The sequence below is a fragment of the Amycolatopsis sp. NBC_01307 genome, assembly GCF_035975215.1.
Classification (GTDB): Bacteria; Actinomycetota; Actinomycetes; order Mycobacteriales; family Pseudonocardiaceae; genus Amycolatopsis.
Genome location: NZ_CP108403.1, coordinates 9,520,147 through 9,542,752, shown reverse-complemented (window position 1 = coordinate 9,542,752; position 22,606 = coordinate 9,520,147). Strand labels below are relative to the sequence as shown.

Sequence of the window (22,606 nt, the reverse complement as noted above, 5' to 3'; positions counted from 1 at the left end):
AATGGCCACATGCTGCGTGAACTGCACCTGACCGGCGACCCCGCGGCCGACAAGCTGCTCAACGACGATCCCTTCGCCCTGCTCGTCGGCATGCTCCTGGACCAGCAGTACCCCATGGAGCACGCGTTCGCCGGCCCGCGGAAGATCGCCGACCGGATGGGCGGCTTCGACATCGCCAAGATCGCCGCGACCGACGTCCAGACCTTCGTCGAGATGTGCGTCGTGCCGCCCGCCATCCACCGCTACGGCGGGTCCATGGCGCGCCGCGTCCACGCGCTCGCCGAGCACATCATCGAGAACTACGACGGCCACGCGGAAGGGCTCTGGACCGCCGGACGCCCGAAGCCCGACGGTCCCGAGGTCCTGAAGCGGCTGCGCGCGCTGCCCGGTTTCGGCGAGCAGAAGGCGAAGATCTTCCTCGCCCTCCTCGGCAAGCAGCGCGGTGTCGCCCCGAAGGGCTGGCGCGAAGCGGCCGGCGCCTACGGCGACCGCGGGTCCCACCGGTCCATCGCGGACGTCACCAACGCCCAGTCGCTCGCCCAGGTCCGCGCGTTCAAGAAGGCCGCCAAGGCCGCCGCGGCCGAACCCGTCTCACCCGCGTAACGCACTGTCCGAAGTGGACTGACGCGGGGACGCCGATTGCTAACCGACGGCGACCTCTTCACGGCGTTCCCGGACCCGGCCCCACGCCATGCTCACGAGCAGCAGCGCGACGAGCGTCAGCGCGGCCGCGACCTCGGGCAGCACCAGCGGGCCGGCGGAGTCGAGGACCGCGCCGCCGACGACGCCCGACAGGCCGACGCCGAGGTAGATCGCGGACGCGTTGAGCGAGAGCACCAGGCCCGCGTGGCCCGGGGCCAGCTCGATCAGGCGGTGCTGCACCGGCGGGCTGAACGACCACGTCGCCACGCCCCACACGAACAGCGTGACGCCGGCCGCGATCGGCGTCGTAGTCGCGATCGGCAGCAGCGCCAGCACGACGGTGATCCCGGCCGTCACGACGAGCAGCGGCGCGCGTGAACCCCAGCGGTCGGCCGCCCGGCCACCGGCGAAGTTGCCGACCGCCCCGCCGACGCCGTAGCAGAAGAGCAGCACCGTGACCGCCGTGCCGTGGACGCCCGCGGTCGCGGCCAGCAGCGGGGAGACGAAGGTGTAGACCATGAACGCGGCGAGGCAGCCGAGGACCGTCACGGCCAGCATGACGAGCACACGCGGGTCGCGGCCGGCGGCGAACCGCTCGGCCAGGGTGACCCGCGGCGGCGCGGCGACCGACGGCAGCGCCAGCCGCACGGCCAGCGCACTCGCCAGGGAGAACACGGCGACCAGCGCGAACGCCGTCCGGTAGCCGAGGTGCTGCGAAATGAGGCTGCCCAGCGGCACGCCGAAGATGAGCGCGACGGTCAGGCCGCCGAACACGAGCGCGATCGCGCGGCCCCGGCGTTCGGGGCTGGTCAGCTCGGCCGCGACGGCACTGGCCGCCGGGGTGAACACCGCGGCACCGATCGCGGTCACGACCCGGGCGAGAAGGAGCGTGCCGTAGCCGGGCGCGAGGGCGGCGAACAGGTTGCCGGCCGCGGTGACGACGAGCGCGGCGACCAGCAGCGTGCGGCGTTCCCAGGTGCCGGTGACGGCGGCGAACAGCGGCGAGCCGATCGCGTAGGCGATGGCGAACGCGGTCACGAGCTGCGCCGCGGCGGTGGCGGAGACATGCAGCTCGCCGGTCAGCGCGGGCAGCAGCCCGGCGACGATGTAGCCGCTGGTCCCGACGCCGAACGCGCCGAAGGCGAGCACGGAGATCCTCGAGGACGAGGGTGCGGACATGGTGGAGCCCCCAAAGCGAAGCAGGCGATTGGTTCGACGAACGTCGTAGTTCGATGGCTACCGTACTACGCGGTGGCGACAATTTCGACCGGCGTCGTACTATGGACCCATGGCCAAGTCCGTCACGCTGTCGCCGCTCGTCCACCCCGGGCAGGACGAGATGACCGTCGAGGGCACGCTCCGCGCACTCGCCGATCCCGTGCGCCTGGCGATCGTCCGGCAGCTCGCGGCGTCGGAGCGTGAGGTCTCGTGCGGCGCGCTGGCCGTCTCGGTGACGAAGTCCACACTCACGCACCACCTGGGCATCCTGCGTCAGGCCGGCGTCGTCGCCAGCCGCCAGGAAGGCACGACGCGGTTCAACTCGTTGCGCCGCAAGGATCTTGACGCCCTGTTCCCGGGCCTGCTCGACGGCGTGCTCGCGGCGCCTCGCTGACCCGCGCACCCCGGGTGTGGATCGTCACCCGATATCGGGATGACAACGACCCCCCTCGTCGGTTGGACTGTCCGTAGGGCAGCTCACGGCGTCGGTGCCGGGTAGCTGTCTTCCTTTTTGCCCCCGGACTGAACCGATCCAGAAGATGGTCCAAGATCGTCCGGGTAATCGATTTCTCACCTTGGAAGGAGTGCCGTGCCCGTCGCGCTGCTCGCGCTCGCCATCGGAGCCTTCGGCATCGGGACCACCGAGTTCGTCATGATGGGCGTGCTGCCCCAGACGGCCGCCGACTTCGGCGTCGACATCCCGACCGCCGGCTACCTCATCTCCGGATACGCCCTCGGCGTCGTCGTCGGCGCCCCGCTGCTCACGGCAGCCGCGGTCCGGTTGCCGCGCAAGACCATGCTGCTGGCCATGATGGGCCTGTTCACGCTGGGCAACGCCCTCTTCGCGCTCTCGCCGAACCAGGAGTTCGGCGTCGCGTTCCGGTTCCTCGCCGGCCTGCCCCACGGCGCGTTCTTCGGTGCCGGCGCGGTCGTCGCGTCCGGCCTCGTCGGCCCCGGCCAGCGCGCCAAGGCCGTGTCGATGATGTTCCTCGGGCTGACCCTGGCGAACGTCATCGGCGTGCCGCTGGGCACGCTGCTCGGCCAGCAGGTCGGCTGGCGCGCCACCTTCGGCGTCGTCGCCGTGATCGGCCTGGTCGCCGCGGCCGCCATCGCCAAGCTGGTGCCGCACCAGGGCAAGCCCGCCGAAGCGTCGCTGCGCACCGAGCTCAGCGCGTTCAAGCGGCCGCAGGTGCACCTGGCGCTGGCGATCGTCACGTTCGGGCTGGGCGGCGTGTTCGCCTGCCTGAGCTACATCACGCCGATGCTGACCGACGTCGCCGGCTACTCGCCGTCGAACGTCACGCTGCTGCTGTCCCTGGCCGGCGTCGGCATGACGATCGGCAACCTGCTCGGCGGCCGGCTGGCCGACAAGGCCCTGATGCCGGGCCTGTACGCCGCGCTGCTCGCGCTGGCCTGCGTGCTGGGCATCTTCACCATCACCGCGCAGGGCAAGGTCGGCGCCGCGATCACGATCTTCTTCGTCGGCGTCGCCGGGTTCATGATCGGCCCGATGATGCAGGCCCGGATCATGGAGAAGGCCGGCGGCACGCCGTCGCTGGTCTCGGCGGCGGTCCAGTCGGCGTTCAACATCGCCAACTCGATCGGGGCCTACCTCGGCGGCCTGGTCATCGCGGGAGGCCTCGGCCTCGTGGCACCAAACTGGGTCGGCGCGCTGCTGGCCGTCTTCGGCCTGTCGCTGGCCATCGTCTCGGGCACATTGGACCGTCGCGAGGCCAAAGCCGAGCGTCGCGAACTCGCGATGGCGTCCTAAGAGGAGCTGAGCGGGCCGCCGATGATCGTCAGCGCCACGAACAGGATCAAGGCGGCCAAGCCCACGTAGGTGACGATGTCGACGACCTTGCCGCGGATCGCCAGCAGCCCGGCCTTCTCCGTCGACAGCACCGCCCGCAGCACCGCGGCGACGAGGAGCGCGGCGCCGATCAGCGCCGCGCCCTCGCGCCAGTGGTACTGGAAGATCCGCAGGGCGGCGACCGCCACGACCACCAGGACCGCCGCGAACGGCAGCTGGCTGAACCGCGCCTGCCGTGGCCGGCGGTCCCGCTGGTCCCGCCGGTCGTCGGTCATGGTCATCGGGCCTGGGCCGAGCGCTCCGCCGCTTCGACGACGTTGCTCACCAGCATCGCCCGGGTCATCGGGCCGACACCGCCGGGGTTCGGCGAGATCCAGGCCGCGACCTCGGCCACGTCCGGGTGAACATCGCCGGTGAGCTTGCCGTCCACGTGGGACACGCCGACGTCGAGCACCGCGGCACCCGGGGCGACCATGTCCGGCGTGATGATCCCCGGCACGCCGGCGGCGGCGACCACGATGTCCGCGCGGCGGACCTCGGCCGCGAGGTCGCGGGTGCCGGTGTGGCACAAGGTGACGGTGGCGTTCTCGCTGCGGCGGGTCAGCAGCAGGCCCAGCGTGCGGCCGACGGTGATGCCGCGGCCGACGACGGTGACGCGCGCGCCGTTCAGCTCGACGCCGTGACGCTTGAGCAGCTCGATGATCCCGTACGGCGTGCACGGCAGGGCGCCGCGCTGGCCGAGCACCAGCCGGCCGAGGCTGACCGGGGCGAGGCCGTCGGCGTCCTTCTCCGGGTCGATGCGCTCGAGGACGCGGTTGGCGTCGAGGTGCTTCGGCAGCGGCAGCTGGACGATGTAGCCGTGACAGGCCGGGTCGGCGTTGAGGTCGTCGACGACGGCCTCGAGCTTCTCCTGGGTGATGTCGGCCGGCAGGTCGCGGCGGATCGAGTTGACGCCGATCTTGCCGCTGTCGGCGTGCTTCATCCGCACGTACGAGTGCGACCCCGGGTCGTCTCCCACCAGGACGGTGCCCAGGCCGACCGTCACCCCCTGCGCGGCCAGCGCCGCGACGCGCGGCTCGAGCTCCGCGAAAATGGCGTTCTTGGTGGCTTTGCCGTCGAGAATCTTCGCCGTCACAACGCCCATTCTGGCAAAGGGGCGCCCGCGCGTCGCTTCCAGGCGTACGCGGTCGCAGCCCGTAAACTCATCGCCACTCCCGGAGCGGCCCTCCGTGATCTTGTCCGCGACCAACCTGTGATCTATGGCACGTCGCATCACGCGAGGTCAGGGCGTGTGCGGCTGACCCGTCGAGCGGCAAAACCCACATGCGGGGTGCACTCGCGCGCGCGAACAGTCAAAATGTCCCCGTGGCACAACCGACGACGCAGTTGAACGCGACGGAGCAGGACACCCTGGTCAAGCAGATCGGGCTGGCTTTGCTGCGCGCCGCCCCCCGCGACTGGCGCAAGGTCAGCGCGGAGTACCGAGCCGTCGGGAGGTACCACGAGCTCACCGGCGAGATCGTCACCGAGGACGGCACGGTGCACGAATGGCTCGCCACCCACGACATCGCGACCCTCTTCGGGCGGTTGCGCGGTGGGATGTACCGCGACGGCCGGGGTACCTGGTTCAACGCGCGGTACCAGCTGGACCACCCGTCCAGCTACAACCTCGAGTACAACCGCGACGAACCCGTGTGGAACCTCGCGCCGCCCCCACAGGCCTATTCGGACGAACTGCGCATGTTCCCCCGCACGGAGGAGAACGTGCCCGAGTGGCTGATCCGGCGGATGTCCGGGCTCGGCCCGGAGCAGCCGGGGCCGCACTTCCGGATCGCCCGGATCTTCGACACGATCGGCCCGGCCGGCCGCCCGGTGATCAACCGGCCCGACCTCGAGGTCGACGAGCAGGACCGGATGCTCGAGTACCTCGACCGGGCCCCCCTGGTCGTCACCGAGCGCGGTTACGACATCGACCGGCTGGCGCAGACGCCCGAGGCGACCGTGCCGGTCGCGTTCCACAGCGACGGCCAGTGGATCTGGCCCGCCGCCGTCAACTTCTACCTGCGCAAGTACGGCGTCTCGCCGGAACCGGACCTGGTCGAGCACGTCCGCGCCGTCGGCTTCAAGCTGCCGCCGGTCGACGAGCCGACGTTGCAGGCCGCCGGGGCGTACCTGACCCGGGGCAACCCGCAGCAGCGTCCCGCCGGGCCGCCGCCGCAGGGGCCACCCCCGCCGCAGCAGCAACAGCAGGGGCCGCCGCCGCAGCAGCAGGCCCCCGCGGGCCCGCCGCAGGCGGCGATGGCCGCGCAGGCTCCCCCGGCCCCGCCGGTGCCGCCCGTGGCGCCGCCGCAGCAGCACCAGGAGCCGCCCGCGCAGGTCGAGCCGCCGCTCCTGACGCATACGGCGGAGCCCGAGGCCCCGGCCGAGGAGCACTACGAGGACGAGGCGTACCCCGCCGCGGGCGCACCGCAGCAGGAGTACACCGAAGAGGCCGAGTACGCCGAAGACGGCTACGACGACCAGGAGTTCGACGACCGCTTCGCCGAGGACGACCAGTACACCGAAGACGGCCACTACGAGCCGGCCGGGCACGCCGCCGGGACGAACGGCACGACGCCGGAGCCCGGCCGGGTGCCGGACCTCGAGGAGACCGCGGAGTACGTCCCCGACCAGCCGATCGGGCAGGAGGAACCGGCGCACGACGGCGTCGCGTTCGACGCCGGTCAGCCTGAGCCGGCCGACCCGCACGGCTTCCCGCAGGGCCGCCACGACGAGGAGCCGGCCGCCGACGAACCGGCGCACGCCGCCTTCGAGCCCACTCAGGACGCCGCGGGGCGGACCGTCTTCCAGCCGCCGGTGCGGGACGACGACGGGTTCGACGACCACGTCGCGCACGACGACGACGAGCCGGCGCGGTCCGCGTTCGAGCCCGACCAGCCGCGGCGGGAGGACGAGCCGGCGCACGCGGCCGCGTTCGACCCCGGCCCGCCGACCATGATCACCCAGCCCGAGGTGCCCGGTGTGCTGCCGGTGCCGGAACCGCCGGCACCCCAGCCGGCCGTCCAGGCGCCGGCCGAGCCCGCACCGCGGTCCGGGCGGCGCGCGCTGCGCCGCGAGACGCCGGACCACCCGGTGCTGGCCGGGCTGCAGTCCAAACTGGACGAACTGGACGTCCCGGAGAGCGGCTACAAGCTGGGCGAGCCGGCCGAGCACGGCTGGAGCGTCGAGCAGGTCGACGACGGCTGGCGCGTCGGCTGGTACGACGGCAAGCTCAGCAACCCCGCGGTGTTCGGCGACGCCGAGGACGCGGCCGCGTTCATGCTCGGCAAGCTGCTGCTCCACCCGGAGGGCCACGTGGTCGCCGAGGAGCCGCCCGCGCCGGAGCCCGAACCGGAACCCGAGCCCGAACCGGAACCCGCGCCGCAGCGGGTCGTGGCGACGCTGTCGCCGGAGATCGCGACCGGTTCGTACCCGGTCCGCAAGCCCGAGCCGGTGCCGCTGCAGGAGCAGACGGCGTTCACCAGCGCCGACGAGCTGTTCGGCGACCTCGAAGACGACGAGCCGCCGACGCCGGTGCGTCAGCCCGGCCCGCCCGCGCCGGTCGCCGCCGGCCCGGGTGGTCCGCCGCCGCTGGCGCAGCAGCAGGCCGGACCGCCGCCCCTGGCCCCGGCCCCGCCGCGCCGTGAGCCGCCGCAGGCCGCGCCGACGGTCCTGGCGCCGGTGCCCCAGGGCGCCCCGCTGGTCCCGCCCGGCCAGGGTCGTCCGGAGCCGGTCCGCCCGGCCGTCAACGGCGGTGGTGGCGGCGGTAACCAGCAGTGGCCGATCGGGCCGATGTCCGGGGAGCCGCCGCTGACGCTGTTCCGCGGCAAGGAGCTGCGCGAGCTGCCCGCGGGCAGCGAGCTGGACCGCTTCGGCGGCCCGAACGGCAACCTGACGTACGCGGCGGGCACGCCGTTCGCCGAGCGGTCGCTGGTGCCGGAGTGGATCAACCGGCCGTACCACGTGTACCGGGTGCAGCGGCCGCTGGAGACGCTCGCGGGCGTCGCGATCCCGTGGTTCAACCAGCCGGGCGGCGGGTCGGCGTACCTGCTCCCGGCGTCGATCGAGGAACTGGTCGCCGACGGCGCCCTGCTCGAGCTCGACCCGGGCGAACCGCCGATCGACTGAGAGTCTGTGTACTGAAACCGGCGGCGAGCTTCGTGCTCGCCGCCGGTTTGTCTTAGCGGACGATCAGGCCGTGCGCGGCGGCGAAGGAGACCGCGGTCTCCATGTCGACCTGCGCGCCCCGGAGATCGGCCTGCACCAGGGCGTTCGCGTCGAGCCGCGCGCCGCGCAGGTCCGCGCCGTCGAGCTTCGCGCCCTGCAGGCGGGCGCCCGTCAGGTCGCTGCCGCGCAGGTCGGCGCCGGTGAGGTCGGCCTCCATCAGGTTGGCTTCGCGCAGCCGCAGCCCGGACAGCCCGAGCCGGCGCAGCCGCGCCTTCGCCAGCGACGCCAGCGAGAGGTCGCACTCGGTGAGCGCGATCCCGCCGAACCCGCTGTCGCCGAACGACGAACCCAGCAGCGAGCACGACGACCAGCGGCTGTCGACGAGCACCGTCCGGTCGAACGTGCACGAGCGGAACGCCGACGCCTCGTGCCGCGAGCGCGACAGGTCGGCCCGGCTGAAGTCGCAGTCGTCGAACGTGCAGCCACGGGTCTGCAGCCCGCTCAGGTCCGCCCCGGTGAAGTCGCAGCCGGTGAACCGGCGCTTTTCCCACCACTGGCCGGACAACCCCGCTTCGCGGTAGTCCTCACCGGTTTCCAGCACGGCCCCAGGGTGTCACACCGCCGCGGCCGCGCCGCAACCGTCCACTATGGACGACGGCTGACCAGGTCCGCGCCCTGGACGTAGTTCATCGCCGCGACGTACTCGGGTAGCTGAGCGCGGCGCATCATCTCGGCTTCGTCGAGGTTCTCCAGCCGGGTCTGGATCCACCAGAGGTTGCCGAACGGGTCGCGCACGCGGCCGACGCGGTCGCCGAAGAACAGCTCGGTCTGCCGCGTCACCTCGGTCGCGCCCGCTTCCAGGGCCTTCCGCTGCGTCTCTTCGCTGTCCGGGACGTACAGGCGCAGGTACGCCGGGGTGTCGGGCCAGTCGTCCGCGGCGTCGAAGGCCATCAAGACCGCGTCACCGATGCGGACCTCCGCGTGCCCGATCTTGCCGTCCTCGCCGACGACGCGCCCGAGCTCTTCGGCGTCGAAGGCGTGCTTCAGGAAGTCGAGCAGGCCGGCGGTGTCGCGGCCGATGATCCACGGGGTGACCGTCGTGTAGCCGTCGGGAACGGGGTTGACCATGGTGCCTCCATCTCGGGTGTGCGACCGAAGCTAACGGCGAAATAGGTCGGATCCTGACCGCTGCATACTGGCGTCATGGGAGTTCCGCTGCGGCCGCTGGCGGTCACCGCGAGCACGCGGTCGAGCTACCGCGAAGTCGCGCCGCCGCCCGCGCTCGCGGACGTGCTGGCCTGCGGCTGGCACGGGCGCACCGGCTGGGCGCGGCCGCTGCGCGTGCTCCCGGACGGCTGCGCGGACCTGGTCTGGGACGGCGACGCGCTCACGGTGGTCGTCACGGCCGGCGCGTCGCTGCGGCTGTGGGTCCCGGCCGCGGCGTCCCGCGTCGGCGTGCGGCTCCGGTGCGGCGCCGCGGGCGCGGTGCTCGGCACGCCGATGGCGGACCTGCCCGCGGGCGCGACCCGGCTGAGCGACCTCTGGGGCGCCATCGCTCGACGCGCTTCGGAAGTCCTGGCCGCCACTGAGGATCCCTTGCTACAACGGGAAGTTCTCGAAGATCTGGTCGCCTCGCGCGGCGTGACACCCGACCGGCGCGTGCTGGCCACGCTCGGCTGGCCGGGGACGCGGACGACCGACATCGCGGGCGAGCTGGGCGTCAGCGACCGCGCGTTGCGGCGTCACCTGGCGCACGCGGTCGGCGCCGGGCCGAAGCAGGTGCACCGGATCCGGCGGTTCCAGCGGTTCCTCCGCCGGCTCGAATCGCTCGCGGCCCGGCGGACGTCGCTGGCCGCCGTCGCCGCCGACCTCGGGTACGCCGACCAGTCGCACCTCGGCCGCGACTGCCGCCGGCTGTCCGGCTCCTCCCCCGCCGCGCTCGTGCGCGTGGCCGAAAGTTCCAGACGCCGCCCGCCGCGAAGATCCGGGGCATGACCTTTCGCGTCACGATCGCGGTGCGCGCTGACGACCTCGACGTCAACGGCCACGTCCGCGGCCGACCACGCGCGCTGGACGTGCGTCCAGGCCGCCGGGATCGACCCGGCCGAGCTGACCGCGCGCCGGATCGGGCGGCGCGCCCGACGGCACGCTCGTCGCCGAGGTCGAGAGCGTCTCCGGCCTGCTGGACCTGGACCGGCGGCGGCTGGTCGCGGACCCCGGCGCGTACTGGCGGGAGCTGGCCGCACGGCCGGAACTGCTCGGCCTGGCGCCGAAAACCGGGTGAGTTCCTCTCCGTCGGTCATTACCGTGACGACGTGCCTGATCACGCCTTCGCCGACACCGGCCTCGCCGCGCTGTACGACGCCTTGAACCCGCGCGAGAGCTCCGGCGACTTCGCGTTCTACCTGCCGATGATCATGGCCGCGGAGTCGGTGCTGGACGTCGGCTGCGGCACCGGCTCGCTGCTGCACTGGGCCCGCGAGTCCGGCCACACCGGCCGGCTGGTCGGGCTCGACCCGGCTCCCGGGATGCTCGCGCAAGCCCGCCGTCGTGACGACGTCGAGTGGGTGCTCGGCGATTTGTCGACCGCACGCTGGGACAGCGAGTTCGATTTCGCCGTGATGACCGGGCACGCGTTCCAGGTGCTGCTGACCGACGACGAGCTGCGGACGGCGTTCGCCGCGATCCACCGCGCGCTGACCCCGGCCGGCCGCTTCGGGTTCGACACGCGCAACCCCGCGCGTCGCGCCTGGGAGCGCTGGACGCCGGAGAACGTGTCGCAAGCGGGCACGGTGCGTTCGTGGAACGACGCCGGCCCCTTCGAGGACGGCCGCGTCACCTTCAAGACGACCTTCGAAAGCCCGAGCTGGGACGCGCCACGGTTCAGCGAGTCCACGTTGCGTTTCCTCGACGTGCCAACACTTTCCGCCTTCGTGGCGGAGGCCGGCCTGGTCGTCGACGAGCAGTTCGGCTACTGGGACCGCACGCCGGTGACGGACGCGAGCCCGGAGATCGTCACGATCGTCCGCCGAGCCTGAGTCACTGGAAGTCGCGCGACTTCGCCTTGATCCGCATCGGCAGCGCCTCGACGCGGTCGGCGAGGACGCTGTTCACGCCGTCGGCCTTCTCGACGACGCCGCGGATCAGCAGCGCCGAGCTGCCGCGCGCGACGCGGTGGTAGCGCTGCCACAGGCCGAGCGTGCAGATCACGTTGACCATCCCCGTCTCGTCCTCGATGTTGAGGAACGTGATCCCGCCCGCCGTCGCCGGGCGCTGCCGGTGGGTGACCGCGCCGCCGATCAGCACGCGTGCGCCGTCGTCGTGGTCGGCCAGGCGGGCCGCCGGGACGACGCCGAGCGCGTCGAGGCGGTCGCGGATGAACTCGGTCGGGTAGCTGCCCGGCGAGACCCCGGTGGCCCAGACGTCCGCGGCCGCGACGTCGAGGCCGTCCATCCCGGGCAACGTCGGAGCCTGCGCGCTGATCAGGCCCGGGAGCTTCTCCGCGCGTTCACCGGCGACCGCGCCCGCGGTCCACAGCGCCTGCCGCCGGTCGCCGCCGAAGCTCTCGAACGCGCCCGCCGTGGCCAGCGCCTCGATCTGCGGCGTGGTGAGCCGGACGCGGCGGGCGACGTCGGCCATGTCCGTGTAGCCGCCCGTTTCCCGTTCGGCCACGATCTTCTTCGCCAGCTCCTCGCCGATCAACCGGATCGTGCTCAACCCGGTGCGCACGGCGTGCAGTTTTCCCCCGTCCGGCTCCAAAGTGGCGTGCGGCAGGCTGCGGTTGATGTCCGGGCCGTGCACGGTGACGCCGTGGCGGCGCGCGTCGGCGACCAGCGACTGCGGTGAGTAGAAGCCCATCGGCTGCGCGCGCAGCAGGCCCGCCAGGAACGCGTCCGGGTGGTAGAGCTTGAAGTAGGCGCTGGAGAACACCAGGTGCGCGAAGCTCAGCGCGTGGCTCTCGGGGAAGCCGAAGTTCGCGAACGCTTTGAGCTTCAGGAAGATCTTCTTCGCGAGCTCTTCCTCGACGCCGTTGGCGGCCGCGCCTTCGAGGAACCGCTGCCGCAGCCGGTCCATCTTGCTCTCGGAGCGTTTCGAGCCCATCGCGTGCCGCAACTGGTCGGCCTCCGCCGCGGTGAAGTTCGCGACGTCCAGCGCGATCTGCATCATCTGCTCCTGGAACAGCGGCACACCCTTGGTCTTGTGCAGCGCCTTCTCCAGCAGCGGGTGGTCGTAGGTCCAGCTCTCCCTGCCCTGCTTGCGGCGGATGTACGGGTGCACCGAGCCGCCCTGGATCGGCCCGGGCCGGATCAACGCCACCTCGACGGCGAGGTCGTAGAACTCGTCGGGCTTCAGACGCGGCAGCGTCGCCAGCTGCGCCCGGCTCTCGACCTGGAAGACACCGACCGCGTCGGCGCGGCACAGCATCTCGTAGACCTTCTGGTCGGTCAGGTCCAGCTCGGCGAGGTCGATCTTGTCGTCCTTGTACTCCTCGACGAGGTCGAGCATGTAGTGCAGCGCCGAGAGCATGCCCAGGCCGAGCAGGTCGAACTTGACCAGGCCGGCGGCGGCGCAGTCCTCCTTCTCCCACTGGATCACGCTGCGGTCGGCCATCCGCGCCCACTCGACCGGCACGACCTGGCTGACCGGTTCCTGGCACATGACCATCCCGCCGGAGTGGATGCCGAGGTGACGTGGGAAGTCCTCGAGCGCGAACGCGAGCTGCACGACCTCGTCCGGGATGTCGTGGTCGTGGTCCTTTTCGGTGTCGCGCAACGAGCCCCAGCGGTCGATCTGCTTGCTCCAGGCGTCCTGCTGGCCGGGCGAGTACCCGAGCGCCCGCGCGGCGTCCCGGACCGCGGACCGGGCGCGGTAGGTGATGACGTTCGCGACCTGCGCGGTGTTGAGCCGCCCGTGTTTCGCGAAGACGTACTGGATGGCCTCTTCGCGGCGATCGGACTCGATGTCGAGGTCGATGTCCGGGTAGCCGTCGCGGTCCGGGGCGAGGAAGCGTTCGAAGAGCAGTTCGTAGGCGACGGAGTCGACCTTGGTGATGCCGAGCGCGTAACAGACGGCCGAGTTCGCGGCGGAACCCCGGCCCTGGCAGAGGATGTCGTTCTCGCGGCAGAACCGCACGATGTCCCAGACGATCAGGAAGTACCCGGGAAAGCCGAGTTCTTCGATGATGGCGAGTTCGTGCTTGATCTGCGCTTTCGCTTTGGTTTCGTGGTCCTTGCCGCCGAAGCGTTCTTCCGCGCCCGCTTTCGTGAGTTCGCGCAGGTACGTCGTCTCGGTATGGCCGTCGGGGACGTCGAACGGGGGCAGTTTGGGCGCGAGGAGCTTCAGCGGGAACGCGCATTCGATGCCCAGCAACGCCGAACGCCGTACCGCGCCGGGATAACGCCGGAACATCACGTCCATCTCCGCGCCCGAGCGGAGGAAGGCCGCGCCGCCTGCGGGCAGCCAGCCTTCGAGGTCGTCGATCGCCCGCCGGGCCCGGATCGCGGCGAGCGCGTCGGCCAGCCGGGCCCGCTCGGGCCGGGCGTAGTGCGCGGCGGTGGTGGCGACGGTCGGCAGGCCAAGCTCTTTCGCCATTTCGCTCAGCAGATCGTTGTGCGTGCTGTCGAGCGGCTGGCGGTGGTCGGTGAGCTCGACGTAGACGTTGTCGCGGCCGAATCTTTTCGCGAGGTCGTCGAGCTTCTCCGCGGCGGCCGCCGGGCCGTGCGTGACGAGGGCCGAGCGCACCGCACCCTTGCGGCAGCCGGTGAGCACCACACACTGCCCGGCGACCTCCTCGGCGACCGCGTCGAGGTCGTAGACGGGCCGGCCCTTCTCGGCCTTGACGCTTCGGCCGTCGAACCCGGACAACTGCCCGGCGGTGATGGCGCGGCAGAGGGCGCGGTACCCCTGATCACCGCGGGCGAGCAGCAGGAGGTGCTCACCTTCGGGGTCGGCAACGCCGTTCTGCGGACCGTGGAGCCCAAAGCTGAGTTCGGTGCCGAAGACGGTGTTCACGCCGAGTTCCCGCGCGGCCTCGGCAAACCGCACGACGCCGTACATGCCGTCGTGATCGGTGAGGGCGATGGCGTCGAGGTTGAGGCGGGCGGCCTCCTCGACGAGTTCTTCGGGATGGCTGGCGCCGTCGAGAAAGCTGAAGTTGGAGTGACAGTGCAGCTCGGCGTAGGGCACCCGGACGGCCTCGCCGCCGTCATCGGTGCTGCGCCCGGGCAGGTCGTCCGGCCGCTGGTAGCCCTCGCGGTGGCGGCTCCAGGCGGGGCTGTCGCCGTGGTCGCCGCGCGCACCGTGGTCGCCGGGGTCGCCGGGGTCGCCGTTCAGCCGCCTAGCGAGGTCCTTCCAGGGGACGGGCGGGTTGTTCCACCCCATCTAACGGCTCCGGTTCTCGGGATCGTCGTTGTCGTTGTTCCGGTTGCGTTTCCGAGCCGCGTCAAGCTCTTCACGGCGGCTTCGGTCGATGGCGTCGTCCAGCTCCCGCCAGGGCCGCTGCTCATCGAGCCGATCCGAGCGGCTTGGCCGTCCGGCCTGGTTGTCGGGGTCGAGCAGGGGCCAGTTCGGCTCCTCGGGCTCGGCCACGCGATCGCCGATCTCCGCACGCTCCGCAGCTTTCCGGCGATGCCAGTTGGAGGGATGGTTCCAGCGGCTCCGCTCCTCGGCCGCACTCCGGCTTTCCGGCTCCGGAGCCGGGCCGCTTCGATCTTCGACCCCACCGCGGCTGCCGGAATCCAGCAGCCACGCCGCCCCAGTTCGGCCTTCGGCTTCAGCCCGACCCTCCGCCTCAGCTCGGCTCTCCGGCTCGTCGCCCTCTCGGACTTCGGGCGCGGTCCGGTCCTTTGCGTCTCGGGGGCGGCGGTTCTCCTCGGAGCGCCGGGGCAGCGGAATCGCCACGTCGTCGGAGTCCGGGCGAGGGCGCGGCGTCCCCGGGTCGGCGCGCAACCAGTCGCGTAGCAGGCGTGCGTAGTCCTCGTCCATGCTCAGTCGTACACTCCCTCAACCGTCCACAAAGGATTCTCAGTGCCCGCGCAGTGCACCAGCACCGCTTCGGGTGGCTCATCCGGTCCGGCCGCGAGCAGCAGCTGGAGCCGCGCCCGCTGCGGACCCGGCCGCCACCGGTCGCCCGCGAGCGGCCACGGGCCGGCCCAGCCCACGACGTCCCGCTGTGCCCCGCCGGCGACACTCAGCCGCCGCGGCGGCGCGGTAACCCACTCGCGCGCGGTGATCCCGACGGCGCGGCCTTCGGCGTCGAAGACCTGGGCGGGCACCGGCCGGTCGAGGACGGTCGCCGGGGAGGGCGCGGGGAGGCGTCCCGGCCAGGTGGCGCCGGCCGGCGTCGTCCGCTCGCGCGGGTCGCCCCACGGCACGAGCCGGAGCCGGGCCGCCGGGTCGCGGCCGCCGTCGAGCAGCGGGGTGAGCACGCCTTCGGGCCCGAGCAGGCCCTGGACCCGCACGAACGCCCGCGCCGCGCGTTCGTCGGCCTCCGCCAAGCCGCCTTCGCCACCCAGCTCGAGCTGCAGCGACCGCCCCTCGACGGTCTCCTCGGGCTCCAGCCGCAGCCGCACCACGCCGGACTTCGGCCGATGCCCGGGCCGCAGCCAGCCTTCGAACTGCCAGCGCACGCGATCGGCGACCCCGGCGGGCGTCAGCGGTTCCGCGCAGCGCCACACCCGGCCGAGCTGTTCGCCGTCTTCGGTGACCGCGTGGATGCCGAGCCGGGTGCAGGCGAGCCCGTGGGCCGCCAGCCCGGCGCAGAACCGCGTCGCGAGGCCCTTCGCGATGAACGCCGCGACGTCCACCCGCTCGATGACGGGATCGAACTCCTCGGTGAGCGTCAGCTCGGGCGGTGGACGTCGCCGCAGCGGCGGACGTTCCGAGCGCCCCCGGGCCAGCCGGTGGGCGAGCATCCCGTCGGCGCCGAACCGGTTGACGACGTCACGCTCCGGCAAGGCCGCGAACGCCCCGAGCGTCCGCAACCCGAGCCGGCGCAACAGATCGACGAGTTCGAGGCGGTCGTCAAGCTCGGTGATCGGCAGCGGCGCGAGAAACTCGGCCACGCGCCCGGGTTCGACGAACTCGCCGTGCCGCGCGGCGAGCGTCGCGGCGAAAAGCCCCTCGGCGACGCCGACCTGACACTCCACACCGGCGGCGGCGGACACCTCGTCGACGAGCCGTTCGACGAGCGCGTGCTCACCCCCGAAGTACCCCGCGGCCCCAGCGACCGGCACGGCCATGAGCCCAGGACGTACAACCTCGACCCCGACGACAAGCGCCTCGACAGCCCGCGCGACGGCCTCGAACAGCCGAGCGTCACGCCCGTCATCACTCCCGAAGACGGCCAGGTCAGGACACCGCGACTGAGCCTCCCGCCGCCGCATCCCCTGCCGCACCCCGTCCCGCCGAGCGACGGCGGTACAGGCGACAACCCGGTTGCCGGCGAAGACGGCAGCAGGCCGGGTAACGGCGACACGGCCCACAGCAGCCGCGGCGACGGCAGGCCAGTCCGGGCACCACAGGACGAGCATCCGAGTCGGGAGGTCGGAAGAGTTGCGCTGACTGGGGACGGTCACGCGACCTCCCTCAGCCGGCCGCCGACGCCGCCCCGGAACGCCCGGACGACGACCTTCGGCATCCGGGCAAGACCGCCGGCGACATCGGGTACCGCGTGATCAGCGGGCCGACACACGTGATTGAAGGGACGACGCGCGTGTTTGAAAGGTCGACACGCGTGATCGACGAGACGACACGCGTACCCAGACGGTCGGCCCACGCACGCGGACGATCGGCTCGCGCACCCAGGCAGCCAGCTCGCGTACCTGGACAGTCGGCTCACACAGCCGGGCAGTCGACCTAGGTACCCAGACGGTCGGGTCGAGTACTCAGGCAGTCGGGCCGCGCACCTGAGCGGTCGGCCCACGTACCCAAGCGGTCGGGTCGCGTACCCGGACGGTCGGCCCGCGTACCCACGCAGTCGGGCCGCGCACGTGAGCGGTCGGCCCGCGCACCCGAACAGTCGGGCCGCGTACCCGGACGGTCGGCCCGCGCGCCCAAGCGGTCGGGTCGCGCAACCGGGCAGTGGGCTCGCGTACTCGGGCAGTCGGGCCGCGCACGTGAGCGGTCGGCCCACGTACCCAGGCGGTCGGGTCGTGTACCCGGACGGTCGGCTCGCGTGCTTGGGCAGTCGGCTCGCGTGCTTGAAGGGGCGACTCGCGTGATTGGGGAGTCGACACGTGTGGGCGGGTGGGCGGCGCGTGTGGGCGGGTGGGCGGCGCGTGGTGGGGCGCACGAGTCGGGTGTCTGCTTTGGACTGGGTCATGCTGTTTCCTCGCGTAGCGAGGTGACTGTGCCCAGGCGGGAGGTGGCGATGGAGCCCGTGGGGGTGGGGAGGTCGACGTGCGTCGAGAGTGGGCGGGACGCCGCGCCTCGGCCTCTTGCCCGGACCACGGCCCGGCGGTGGCGGAGGTGGCCGTAGCCGTTCTCCAGGCCTGACCAGGTGTCCAGGCGGCATGACAGCTCGACGTCCGCGGCCGGCCATGCGCCGAACGGCAGCAGGACCGCGCCGCGGTGGCGGGCGCGTGCCGACAGCCGGCGCGCCGCGGCCGGCTGGATCGTCGACGTCGATGTTGCCACCAGGTCGACTCCGTCTAGCAACGCCGCGACCACCGCCGGCAGCTCCGGGCCCGGCCGCGGGACCAGCGCCACCCGGCCCAGGTCCACGCCGTACTCGGCCGCCGCCGCGAGGCCCAGCGAGGGCAGGCCGACCACCGCCGCCCATGAGCCGGCGGCGGTGGCTTCGGCCAGCAGGGCGAGGAGCAGCGAACTCGCCCCGTGGACCGCCACGGTGGTTCCACGCCGGAGGCCGGCGTCGGGCAGCAACCCGGCCAGCGCCGGGACGACCGGGAGCACCCTTCCCGTCGCCCGCGCCTGGCCGGCCTGGGCCGCGACCCGGCTCGCCGTGCTGACCCCGGGCAGGGCCGCCAGCCGGGCCACCGGCGGCTCCACCACAGCGGTCACCGCACGCACCTCCCCACCAACGGGCCAGCGACGACGGCCGCGCCTCTCCCAAAACACGACCGGCGGCCCTGGCACGCCGCGGGGAAGGCGGCGGATCCATTACCTGCGTCGAACACCTGTTCGACGCATTCAGTCAACCGCGAACGCCCACCCCTGTCAAGTCACCCACAAGTGGGTAACGCCAGCCACGCAACGGCGCCCAGGAAGAGCAATGGCAGGCGAAGCCAGAGGAGCGGAAGTGACCGTGCTCAGCGACGCCGCCAACGCCCAGGCCCGCAGCGCGAGCGAGGGCCAGGCCGGAAAGAGCCGGAAGTCACCCCGCCGCCGTAATGAAGTTGCCCGCGTCCCGGCCGCGTCACTAAACAGACCGCCGTGGACATCACCGACGCCCGGCCCGACGACTGCCCCGAACTGCTGGTCCTGCAGCGCTGCTGCTGGGTCCAGGAGGCGATCCTCAACGGCACCCTCGACATCCCCGCGCTGCACGAGACCCTCGAAGACCTGCGCGACTGGACGAAGAAGTGGTCGGTGTGGACGCTGCGGGACGGCCACCGCCTGGTCGGCGCGGTCCGCGCCCGGCTCGACGGCGACCGCTGGGAGCTCGGCCGGCTGATGGTCGCCCCCGACCTCGCCGGCCGGGGGCTGGGCCGGCGGCTGCTCGAACACGCCGAGGCCTGCGCGCCCGCGGAGGCGCGCACGTTCGTGCTGTTCACCGGGGCTCGCAGCGTCCGGAACATCCGGCTGTACGAGCGGGCCGGCTACCGGCTCACCGACGTCCCGGACGCGCCGGGCCACATCCCGGGCGCCGTTCATCTCGAAAAGGACGTCACAGAGCGCGAAAAGCCCGGTCCGCCCGCCTGACGCTGCGGGGTCGGCTAGATTCCCGGGTGGACTTCCGGGGGTGGCGATGACGAAGAGACCGATCCTGTGGGCGGCCGGGGTGCTGGTCGTGGCGGGCGCGGTGCTGGCCGTCGTGCTCGCGTCCGGCGGCAGCGGCCTGCCCGGCGCGAAGGCCGCGGCTCCCGGGCCGACGACCATCGGCCCGGAGTGGCGCTCGTTCCGCGCCGACGTCACCGGTATCCGCCCCGGTCCCGACCCGTTCAGCCTGTTCGTCCAGGTCGCGCTGCCCGGCCCGGACCCCGGCTGCGTCCGGGAGCCGCGGATCGAGCAGGTCACCGAGGCCAAGACCGACATCCGCGCCGACGTCGTCTACTCGACGCGGCCCGCGGCGGGCGGCTGCGAGGACAAGGTGCCCGCCGAGCTGCGGCTGGCCACGACCGGACCGGTCGCGGACCGCACGGTGATCCTCAACGCCGACAACGGCAACGCCTGGCACAAGCTCGGCGCCGGCTGGGGTCACTGCGCCCCGCAGGGCACCTGCGCCCCGCCCGCCGACCACTGCGACCCGGCGTGGATCGGCGCGGCGGTGTCCGCGACGGGCGCCGAGAGCAGCGGCGCCACCCGCGCCTGCGACTCGAACTGGCTGGTCATCGACCTGCTGCTGCACCAGACCGAACCGCCGTCGCGCACGGCCTTCCGCTGGAGCGACGCCGGCTGGACGGCGTTCGCGCAGGCGAAGTCCGCGGGCTGCGCGGAGATCCGGGCGGCCGACCCGAAGTTCCCGGCGGCGCTCTGCAAGGCGCTGCCGGCACCAGCGTGAGCCGCTCCTAGCGCGGCAGCTTCTTGACGACTTCGGCGCCGACGGCCTTCACCGCGTCGTCGGCTTCCTGCTGGGGGATCGGCGAGTTCGAGAAGAAACCCTTGTCCCAGCCGGAAACCTCGACCGTGACGACGTTCGTGCCCTTCAGCACGTGCAGTTCGGCGCCGCTGAACGCGCTCTGGGTGATCAGGCGGACCAGCGCCGCTTTGTCGCCCAGACCGCGCACCTCGATCGGCGGGTTTTCCGGCTTCGTCGGCATGAAGTTGTTCTTCGCCTGCTGCAGCGCGCCCTCGCCGGAGTACTCGACGACCCGGACGTTCAGCGTCGCGTCGCGGACGTTCTCCTCAGGACCCGGCTTGAAGCCGCAGCCGATCTGCTTCAGGCCCGGCACCGTCGCGGCGGCGCCGGGGTTGCCGCTCACGAAGCTCGGGAACCCGGCCTTCGCCAGCACCTGCGGCGGCACCTGGCATTCGGCGGGCGCCGGTGACGACACCGGATCCGCGCCGGTGCTCGCGTAGTAGTCACTCGCGAAGATGCCGAGCGGGATGCCGGCGCCGAGCAGCACCACGACGCCGCCGACGATGCCGAGGACCAGCCCGGTCTTCTTTTTCTTGGGCGGCTGGTGCGGCGGCAGCGGACCGCCGTACCCGGGCGGCGGATACCCCTGCTGCGGCGGATACCCCGGCGGCGGGTAGCCCTGCTGCGGCGGGTGACCGGGTTGCTGGGGCGGGTACCCGGGCTGCTGCCCGTAGCCCGGGTACCCCTGCGGCCCTTGCTGACCTTGCTGACCTTGACCGTACTGCGGTGGTTGCTGCATCGAGCCCTCCCTCTCGAAGCCCGCGGGTCAGTGCGCGAAGTGGCGCGTCCCCGTCAGGTACATCGTGACGCCCGCCTTCTCCGCGGCCGCGATCACCTCGGGGTCGCGGACCGAGCCACCGGGCTGCACGATCGCCCGGACGCCCGCCTCGACCAGCACTTCCAGGCCGTCCGGGAACGGGAAGAACGCGTCCGACGCGCCGACCGAGCCCTTGGCCCGGTCACCCGCGCGCGAGACGGCCAGCCGCGACGAGTCGACGCGGTTGACCTGGCCCATGCCGACGCCGACGGTCGCGCCGTCGGCGGCCAGCAGGATCGCGTTCGACTTCACCGCGCGCAGCGAACGCCACGCGAACTCGAGGTCGCGCAGGGTCTGCTCGTCGGCCGCCGTGCCGGTGGCCAGCGTCCACGACGCCGGGTCGTCGCCCGGCGCGTCGATCGCGTCGACGGTCTGCACCAGGACGCCGCCGGAGATCGGGCGGAACTCGATCGGCGACGGCCGGTCGATCGCCGGCAGCTTGAGCAGCCGGATGTTCTTCTTGCGCTGCAGGATCTCCAGCGCTTCGGCGTCGAAGTCCGGCGCGAGCACGACCTCGGTGAAGACCTCGGCGATCTGCTCGGCGGCCTCGCGGCTGACCGGCCGGTTCGTCGCGATGACGCCGCCGTAGGCCGAAACCGGGTCGCACGCGTGCGCCTTGCGGTGCGCCTCGGCGATGTCGGTGCCGACCGCGATGCCGCACGGGTTGGCGTGCTTGATGATCGCGACGGCCGGCTCGGCGAAGTCGAACGCGGCGCGGCGCGCGGCGTCCGTGTCGACGAAGTTGTTGTAGGACATGGCCTTGCCGTGCAGCTGCTCGGCGTGGGCCAGGCCCGGGGCCTGGCTCTTGTACAGCGCGGCCCGCTGGTGCGGGTTCTCGCCGTAGCGCAGGACGTCGGCGCGCTCCCAGGTGGCGCCGGTGAAGTCCGGGAAGCCGGAGTCGTCCGCGGGCGCATAGACGTTGGCGAACCACGACGCGACGGCCGTGTCGTAGGCAGCGGTGTGCGCGTACGCCTGGGCCGCGAGCCGCTTGCGGTCACCGAAGTCGAAACCGCCGTCGGCGACACGCTCGAGCACCCAGCCGTAGCGGGCCGGGTCGACGACGACCGCGACGCTGCCGTGGTTCTTCGCCGCCGCGCGGACCATCGCCGGGCCACCGATGTCGATGTTCTCGACGCAGTCCTCGGGGCTCGCGCCGGACGCGACGGTCTGGGTGAACGGGTACAGGTTCACGACCAGCAGGTCGAACGCCGCGATCCCGAGCTTTTCCAGCTGCGCGACGTGGTCGGCGTTGCCCTGGTCGGCGAGCAGCCCGGCGTGCACGTTCGGGTGCAGCGTCTTGACGCGGCCGTCCAGCGACTCCGGGAACCCGGTGACCTGCTCGACCGGCGTGACCGGGACACCCGCGTCGGCGATGGCCTTCGCCGTGCCGCCGGTGGACACGATCTCGACGCCGGCCGCGTGCAGGCCGGCCGCGAGGTCCAGGAGGCCTGCCTTGTCCGAGACGCCGATCAGCGCCCGGCGGACCGGCCGCCGTCCCAGGTCAGTGCTCACGAAATGTCACCTTTCGTCCGTCCACGGTGCAGCCACCGCGGCCGAGTCGCTCGATCGTTTCCACCAGCAGCCTGCGTTCGACGGCCTTGATCCGTTCGTGCAGGACGTCTTCGTCGTCGTCGTTCTCCACGACGACCGCCTCCTGGGCGATGATCGGCCCGGTGTCGACGCCGGCGTCCGCGAAGTGCACGGTCGAGCCGGTGACCTTCACGCCGGCCGCGAGCGCGTCGCGGACCGCGTGCATCCCGGGGAACGACGGGAGCAGCGCCGGGTGCGTGTTGAGCACCGTGAACCGGCCGAGGAACTCCTCGCCGAGGATCTTCATGAACCCGGCCGAGACGACCAGGTCGGGCTGGTAGGCGGCGACGGCCTCGGCCAGCGCCTTGTCCCAGGCGGCGCGGTCGGGGTGATCGGCGACGCGGACCGTGAACGACGGGATGCTCAGGCGTTCCGCGCGGGCCAGGGCCTCGATGCCGGTGCGGTCGGCGCCGACGGCGACGACCTTGGCCGGGAAGCCCGACCGCCCGGCGGCGTCCAGCAGCGCCTGCAGGAGGGTGCCGGAGCCCGACGCGAGCACGACGAGCTTCACCGGAGTGGGCAGCTCCAACCGTTGAGACAGAGCAGGCTCCTTGCCGCCGGCGGT

The 22,606-nt window shown here is 72.5% G+C and carries 20 protein-coding genes and 1 pseudogene; 9 read left to right on the top strand and 12 right to left on the bottom strand.

The window, feature by feature from the left end:
* Positions 1 to 9 precede the first annotated feature (9 nt).
* Positions 10 to 603: an HhH-GPD-type base excision DNA repair protein gene (locus OG439_RS42875; protein WP_326946107.1), complete on the top strand. Its 594-nt coding sequence runs from the start codon at positions 10 to 12 to the stop codon at positions 601 to 603.
* A gap of 39 nt (positions 604 to 642) precedes the next feature.
* On the opposite strand, the gene OG439_RS42870 is transcribed toward OG439_RS42875, so the two are convergent.
* Entirely contained in the window at positions 643 to 1,821 is a 1,179-nt protein-coding gene (locus OG439_RS42870; protein ID WP_326946106.1) for an MFS transporter, read from the bottom strand.
* A gap of 109 nt (positions 1,822 to 1,930) precedes the next feature.
* On the opposite strand from OG439_RS42870, the gene OG439_RS42865 reads away from it, so the two are divergent.
* Positions 1,931 to 2,254: an ArsR/SmtB family transcription factor gene (locus OG439_RS42865; protein WP_326946105.1), complete on the top strand. Its 324-nt coding sequence runs from the start codon at positions 1,931 to 1,933 to the stop codon at positions 2,252 to 2,254.
* A gap of 195 nt (positions 2,255 to 2,449) precedes the next feature.
* Positions 2,450 to 3,631, top strand: coding sequence for an MFS transporter (locus OG439_RS42860; RefSeq protein WP_326946104.1), 1,182 nt, complete (start codon positions 2,450 to 2,452; stop codon positions 3,629 to 3,631).
* On the opposite strand, the gene OG439_RS42855 is transcribed toward OG439_RS42860, so the two are convergent.
* Positions 3,628 to 3,951 carry a DUF3017 domain-containing protein gene (locus OG439_RS42855; RefSeq protein WP_442788251.1) on the bottom strand — a complete coding sequence of 108 codons (324 nt, stop codon included), beginning with the start codon at positions 3,949 to 3,951 and terminating at the stop codon, positions 3,628 to 3,630. The genes OG439_RS42860 and OG439_RS42855 overlap by 4 nt on opposite strands.
* A complete protein-coding gene (locus tag OG439_RS42850; RefSeq protein ID WP_326946103.1) occupies positions 3,948 to 4,805 on the bottom strand; it encodes a bifunctional methylenetetrahydrofolate dehydrogenase/methenyltetrahydrofolate cyclohydrolase in 858 nt (285 codons plus the stop codon). Before OG439_RS42850 ends, OG439_RS42855 begins: the two co-directional genes overlap by 4 nt.
* Positions 4,806 to 4,993: 188 nt before the next feature.
* On the opposite strand from OG439_RS42850, the gene OG439_RS42845 reads away from it, so the two are divergent.
* Positions 4,994 to 7,837, top strand: coding sequence for a TNT domain-containing protein (locus OG439_RS42845; RefSeq protein ID WP_326946102.1), 2,844 nt, complete (start codon positions 4,994 to 4,996; stop codon positions 7,835 to 7,837).
* Positions 7,838 to 7,889: 52 nt separating this feature from the next.
* Here the strand turns inward: OG439_RS42845 and OG439_RS42840 are convergent, their stop codons facing one another.
* Together OG439_RS42840 and OG439_RS42835 are read right to left on the bottom strand one after the other, a co-directional pair.
* Positions 7,890 to 8,477 (bottom strand): pentapeptide repeat-containing protein, encoded by a 588-nt coding sequence (locus OG439_RS42840; RefSeq protein WP_247060710.1) that lies wholly within the window; start codon positions 8,475 to 8,477, stop codon positions 7,890 to 7,892.
* Between the two features lie 44 nt (positions 8,478 to 8,521).
* Positions 8,522 to 9,004, bottom strand: a complete 483-nt coding sequence (locus tag OG439_RS42835) for a VOC family protein (RefSeq protein WP_326946101.1) — start codon at positions 9,002 to 9,004, stop codon at positions 8,522 to 8,524.
* Between the two features lie 75 nt (positions 9,005 to 9,079).
* Between OG439_RS42835 and OG439_RS42830 the strand changes: the two genes are divergently transcribed.
* The 3 genes and pseudogenes from OG439_RS42830 (at position 9,080) to OG439_RS42820 (ending at position 10,914) form a co-directional block, all read left to right on the top strand.
* Entirely contained in the window at positions 9,080 to 9,871 is a 792-nt protein-coding gene (locus OG439_RS42830; protein ID WP_326946100.1) for a helix-turn-helix domain-containing protein, read from the top strand.
* Positions 9,868 to 10,160, top strand: a pseudogene (locus tag OG439_RS42825) (hypothetical protein). Before OG439_RS42830 ends, OG439_RS42825 begins: the two are co-directional and overlap by 4 nt.
* 31 nt (positions 10,161 to 10,191) lie before the next feature.
* Positions 10,192 to 10,914: a class I SAM-dependent methyltransferase gene (locus tag OG439_RS42820; protein WP_326946099.1), complete on the top strand. Its 723-nt coding sequence runs from the start codon at positions 10,192 to 10,194 to the stop codon at positions 10,912 to 10,914.
* A gap of 1 nt (position 10,915) precedes the next feature.
* On the opposite strand, the gene OG439_RS42815 is transcribed toward OG439_RS42820, so the two are convergent.
* From OG439_RS42815 to OG439_RS42800, 4 genes are all read right to left on the bottom strand, one after another.
* Positions 10,916 to 14,257, bottom strand: coding sequence for an error-prone DNA polymerase (locus OG439_RS42815; RefSeq protein ID WP_326946098.1), 3,342 nt, complete (start codon positions 14,255 to 14,257; stop codon positions 10,916 to 10,918).
* Complete coding sequence (locus OG439_RS42810) at positions 14,258 to 14,860, bottom strand: hypothetical protein (RefSeq protein ID WP_326946097.1); 603 nt, start codon at positions 14,858 to 14,860, stop codon at positions 14,258 to 14,260.
* Between the two features lie 2 nt (positions 14,861 to 14,862).
* The gene (locus OG439_RS42805; protein ID WP_326951750.1) at positions 14,863 to 16,407 is read right to left on the bottom strand and encodes a DNA polymerase Y family protein; all 1,545 of its coding nucleotides are present in this window, start codon (positions 16,405 to 16,407) and stop codon (positions 14,863 to 14,865) included.
* A 787-nt stretch (positions 16,408 to 17,194) separates the two neighbouring features.
* Entirely contained in the window at positions 17,195 to 17,896 is a 702-nt protein-coding gene (locus tag OG439_RS42800; RefSeq protein WP_326946096.1) for a hypothetical protein, read from the bottom strand.
* 372 nt (positions 17,897 to 18,268) lie between these two features.
* On the opposite strand from OG439_RS42800, the gene OG439_RS42795 reads away from it, so the two are divergent.
* Together OG439_RS42795 and OG439_RS42790 are read left to right on the top strand one after the other, a co-directional pair.
* On the top strand, positions 18,269 to 18,757 hold the full coding sequence (locus tag OG439_RS42795; protein ID WP_326946095.1) for a GNAT family N-acetyltransferase: 489 nt from the start codon (positions 18,269 to 18,271) through the stop codon (positions 18,755 to 18,757).
* A 46-nt stretch (positions 18,758 to 18,803) separates the two neighbouring features.
* Complete coding sequence (locus OG439_RS42790; protein ID WP_326946094.1) at positions 18,804 to 19,556, top strand: hypothetical protein; 753 nt, start codon at positions 18,804 to 18,806, stop codon at positions 19,554 to 19,556.
* Positions 19,557 to 19,563: 7 nt separating this feature from the next.
* On the opposite strand, the gene OG439_RS42785 is transcribed toward OG439_RS42790, so the two are convergent.
* From OG439_RS42785 to purN, 3 genes are read right to left on the bottom strand one after another with little or no spacing between them, the layout of a single operon-like run.
* Positions 19,564 to 20,373 carry a hypothetical protein gene (locus OG439_RS42785; protein ID WP_326946093.1) on the bottom strand — a complete coding sequence of 270 codons (810 nt, stop codon included), beginning with the start codon at positions 20,371 to 20,373 and terminating at the stop codon, positions 19,564 to 19,566.
* Between the two features lie 27 nt (positions 20,374 to 20,400).
* Positions 20,401 to 21,963, bottom strand: coding sequence for a bifunctional phosphoribosylaminoimidazolecarboxamide formyltransferase/IMP cyclohydrolase (purH, locus tag OG439_RS42780; RefSeq protein WP_326946092.1), 1,563 nt, complete (start codon positions 21,961 to 21,963; stop codon positions 20,401 to 20,403).
* Positions 21,953 to 22,570, bottom strand: coding sequence for a phosphoribosylglycinamide formyltransferase (gene purN / locus OG439_RS42775; protein WP_247063916.1), 618 nt, complete (start codon positions 22,568 to 22,570; stop codon positions 21,953 to 21,955). The genes purH and purN overlap by 11 nt, the downstream gene beginning before the upstream one ends.
* Positions 22,571 to 22,606 lie beyond the last annotated feature (36 nt).

Excerpts from the sequence above, each read along its gene's own strand:
- OG439_RS42875 (WP_326946107.1), top strand. The coding sequence starts at position 10 with ATGCTGCGTGAACTGCACCTGACCGGCGACCCCGCGGCCGACAAGCTG.
- OG439_RS42870 (WP_326946106.1), bottom strand. The coding sequence starts at position 1,821 with ATGTCCGCACCCTCGTCCTCGAGGATCTCCGTGCTCGCCTTCGGCGCG.
- OG439_RS42865 (WP_326946105.1), top strand. The coding sequence starts at position 1,931 with ATGGCCAAGTCCGTCACGCTGTCGCCGCTCGTCCACCCCGGGCAGGAC.
- OG439_RS42855 (WP_442788251.1), bottom strand. The coding sequence starts at position 3,951 with ATGACCATGACCGACGACCGGCGGGACCAGCGGGACCGCCGGCCACGG.
- OG439_RS42845 (WP_326946102.1), top strand. The coding sequence starts at position 4,994 with ATGCGGGGTGCACTCGCGCGCGCGAACAGTCAAAATGTCCCCGTGGCA.
- OG439_RS42835 (WP_326946101.1), bottom strand. The coding sequence starts at position 9,004 with ATGGTCAACCCCGTTCCCGACGGCTACACGACGGTCACCCCGTGGATC.
- OG439_RS42830 (WP_326946100.1), top strand. The coding sequence starts at position 9,080 with ATGGGAGTTCCGCTGCGGCCGCTGGCGGTCACCGCGAGCACGCGGTCG.
- OG439_RS42815 (WP_326946098.1), bottom strand. The coding sequence starts at position 14,257 with ATGGGGTGGAACAACCCGCCCGTCCCCTGGAAGGACCTCGCTAGGCGG.
- OG439_RS42810 (WP_326946097.1), bottom strand. The coding sequence starts at position 14,860 with ATGGACGAGGACTACGCACGCCTGCTACGCGACTGGTTGCGCGCCGAC.
- OG439_RS42805 (WP_326951750.1), bottom strand. The coding sequence starts at position 16,407 with ATGCTCGTCCTGTGGTGCCCGGACTGGCCTGCCGTCGCCGCGGCTGCT.
- OG439_RS42790 (WP_326946094.1), top strand. The coding sequence starts at position 18,804 with ATGACGAAGAGACCGATCCTGTGGGCGGCCGGGGTGCTGGTCGTGGCG.
- OG439_RS42785 (WP_326946093.1), bottom strand. The coding sequence starts at position 20,373 with ATGCAGCAACCACCGCAGTACGGTCAAGGTCAGCAAGGTCAGCAAGGG.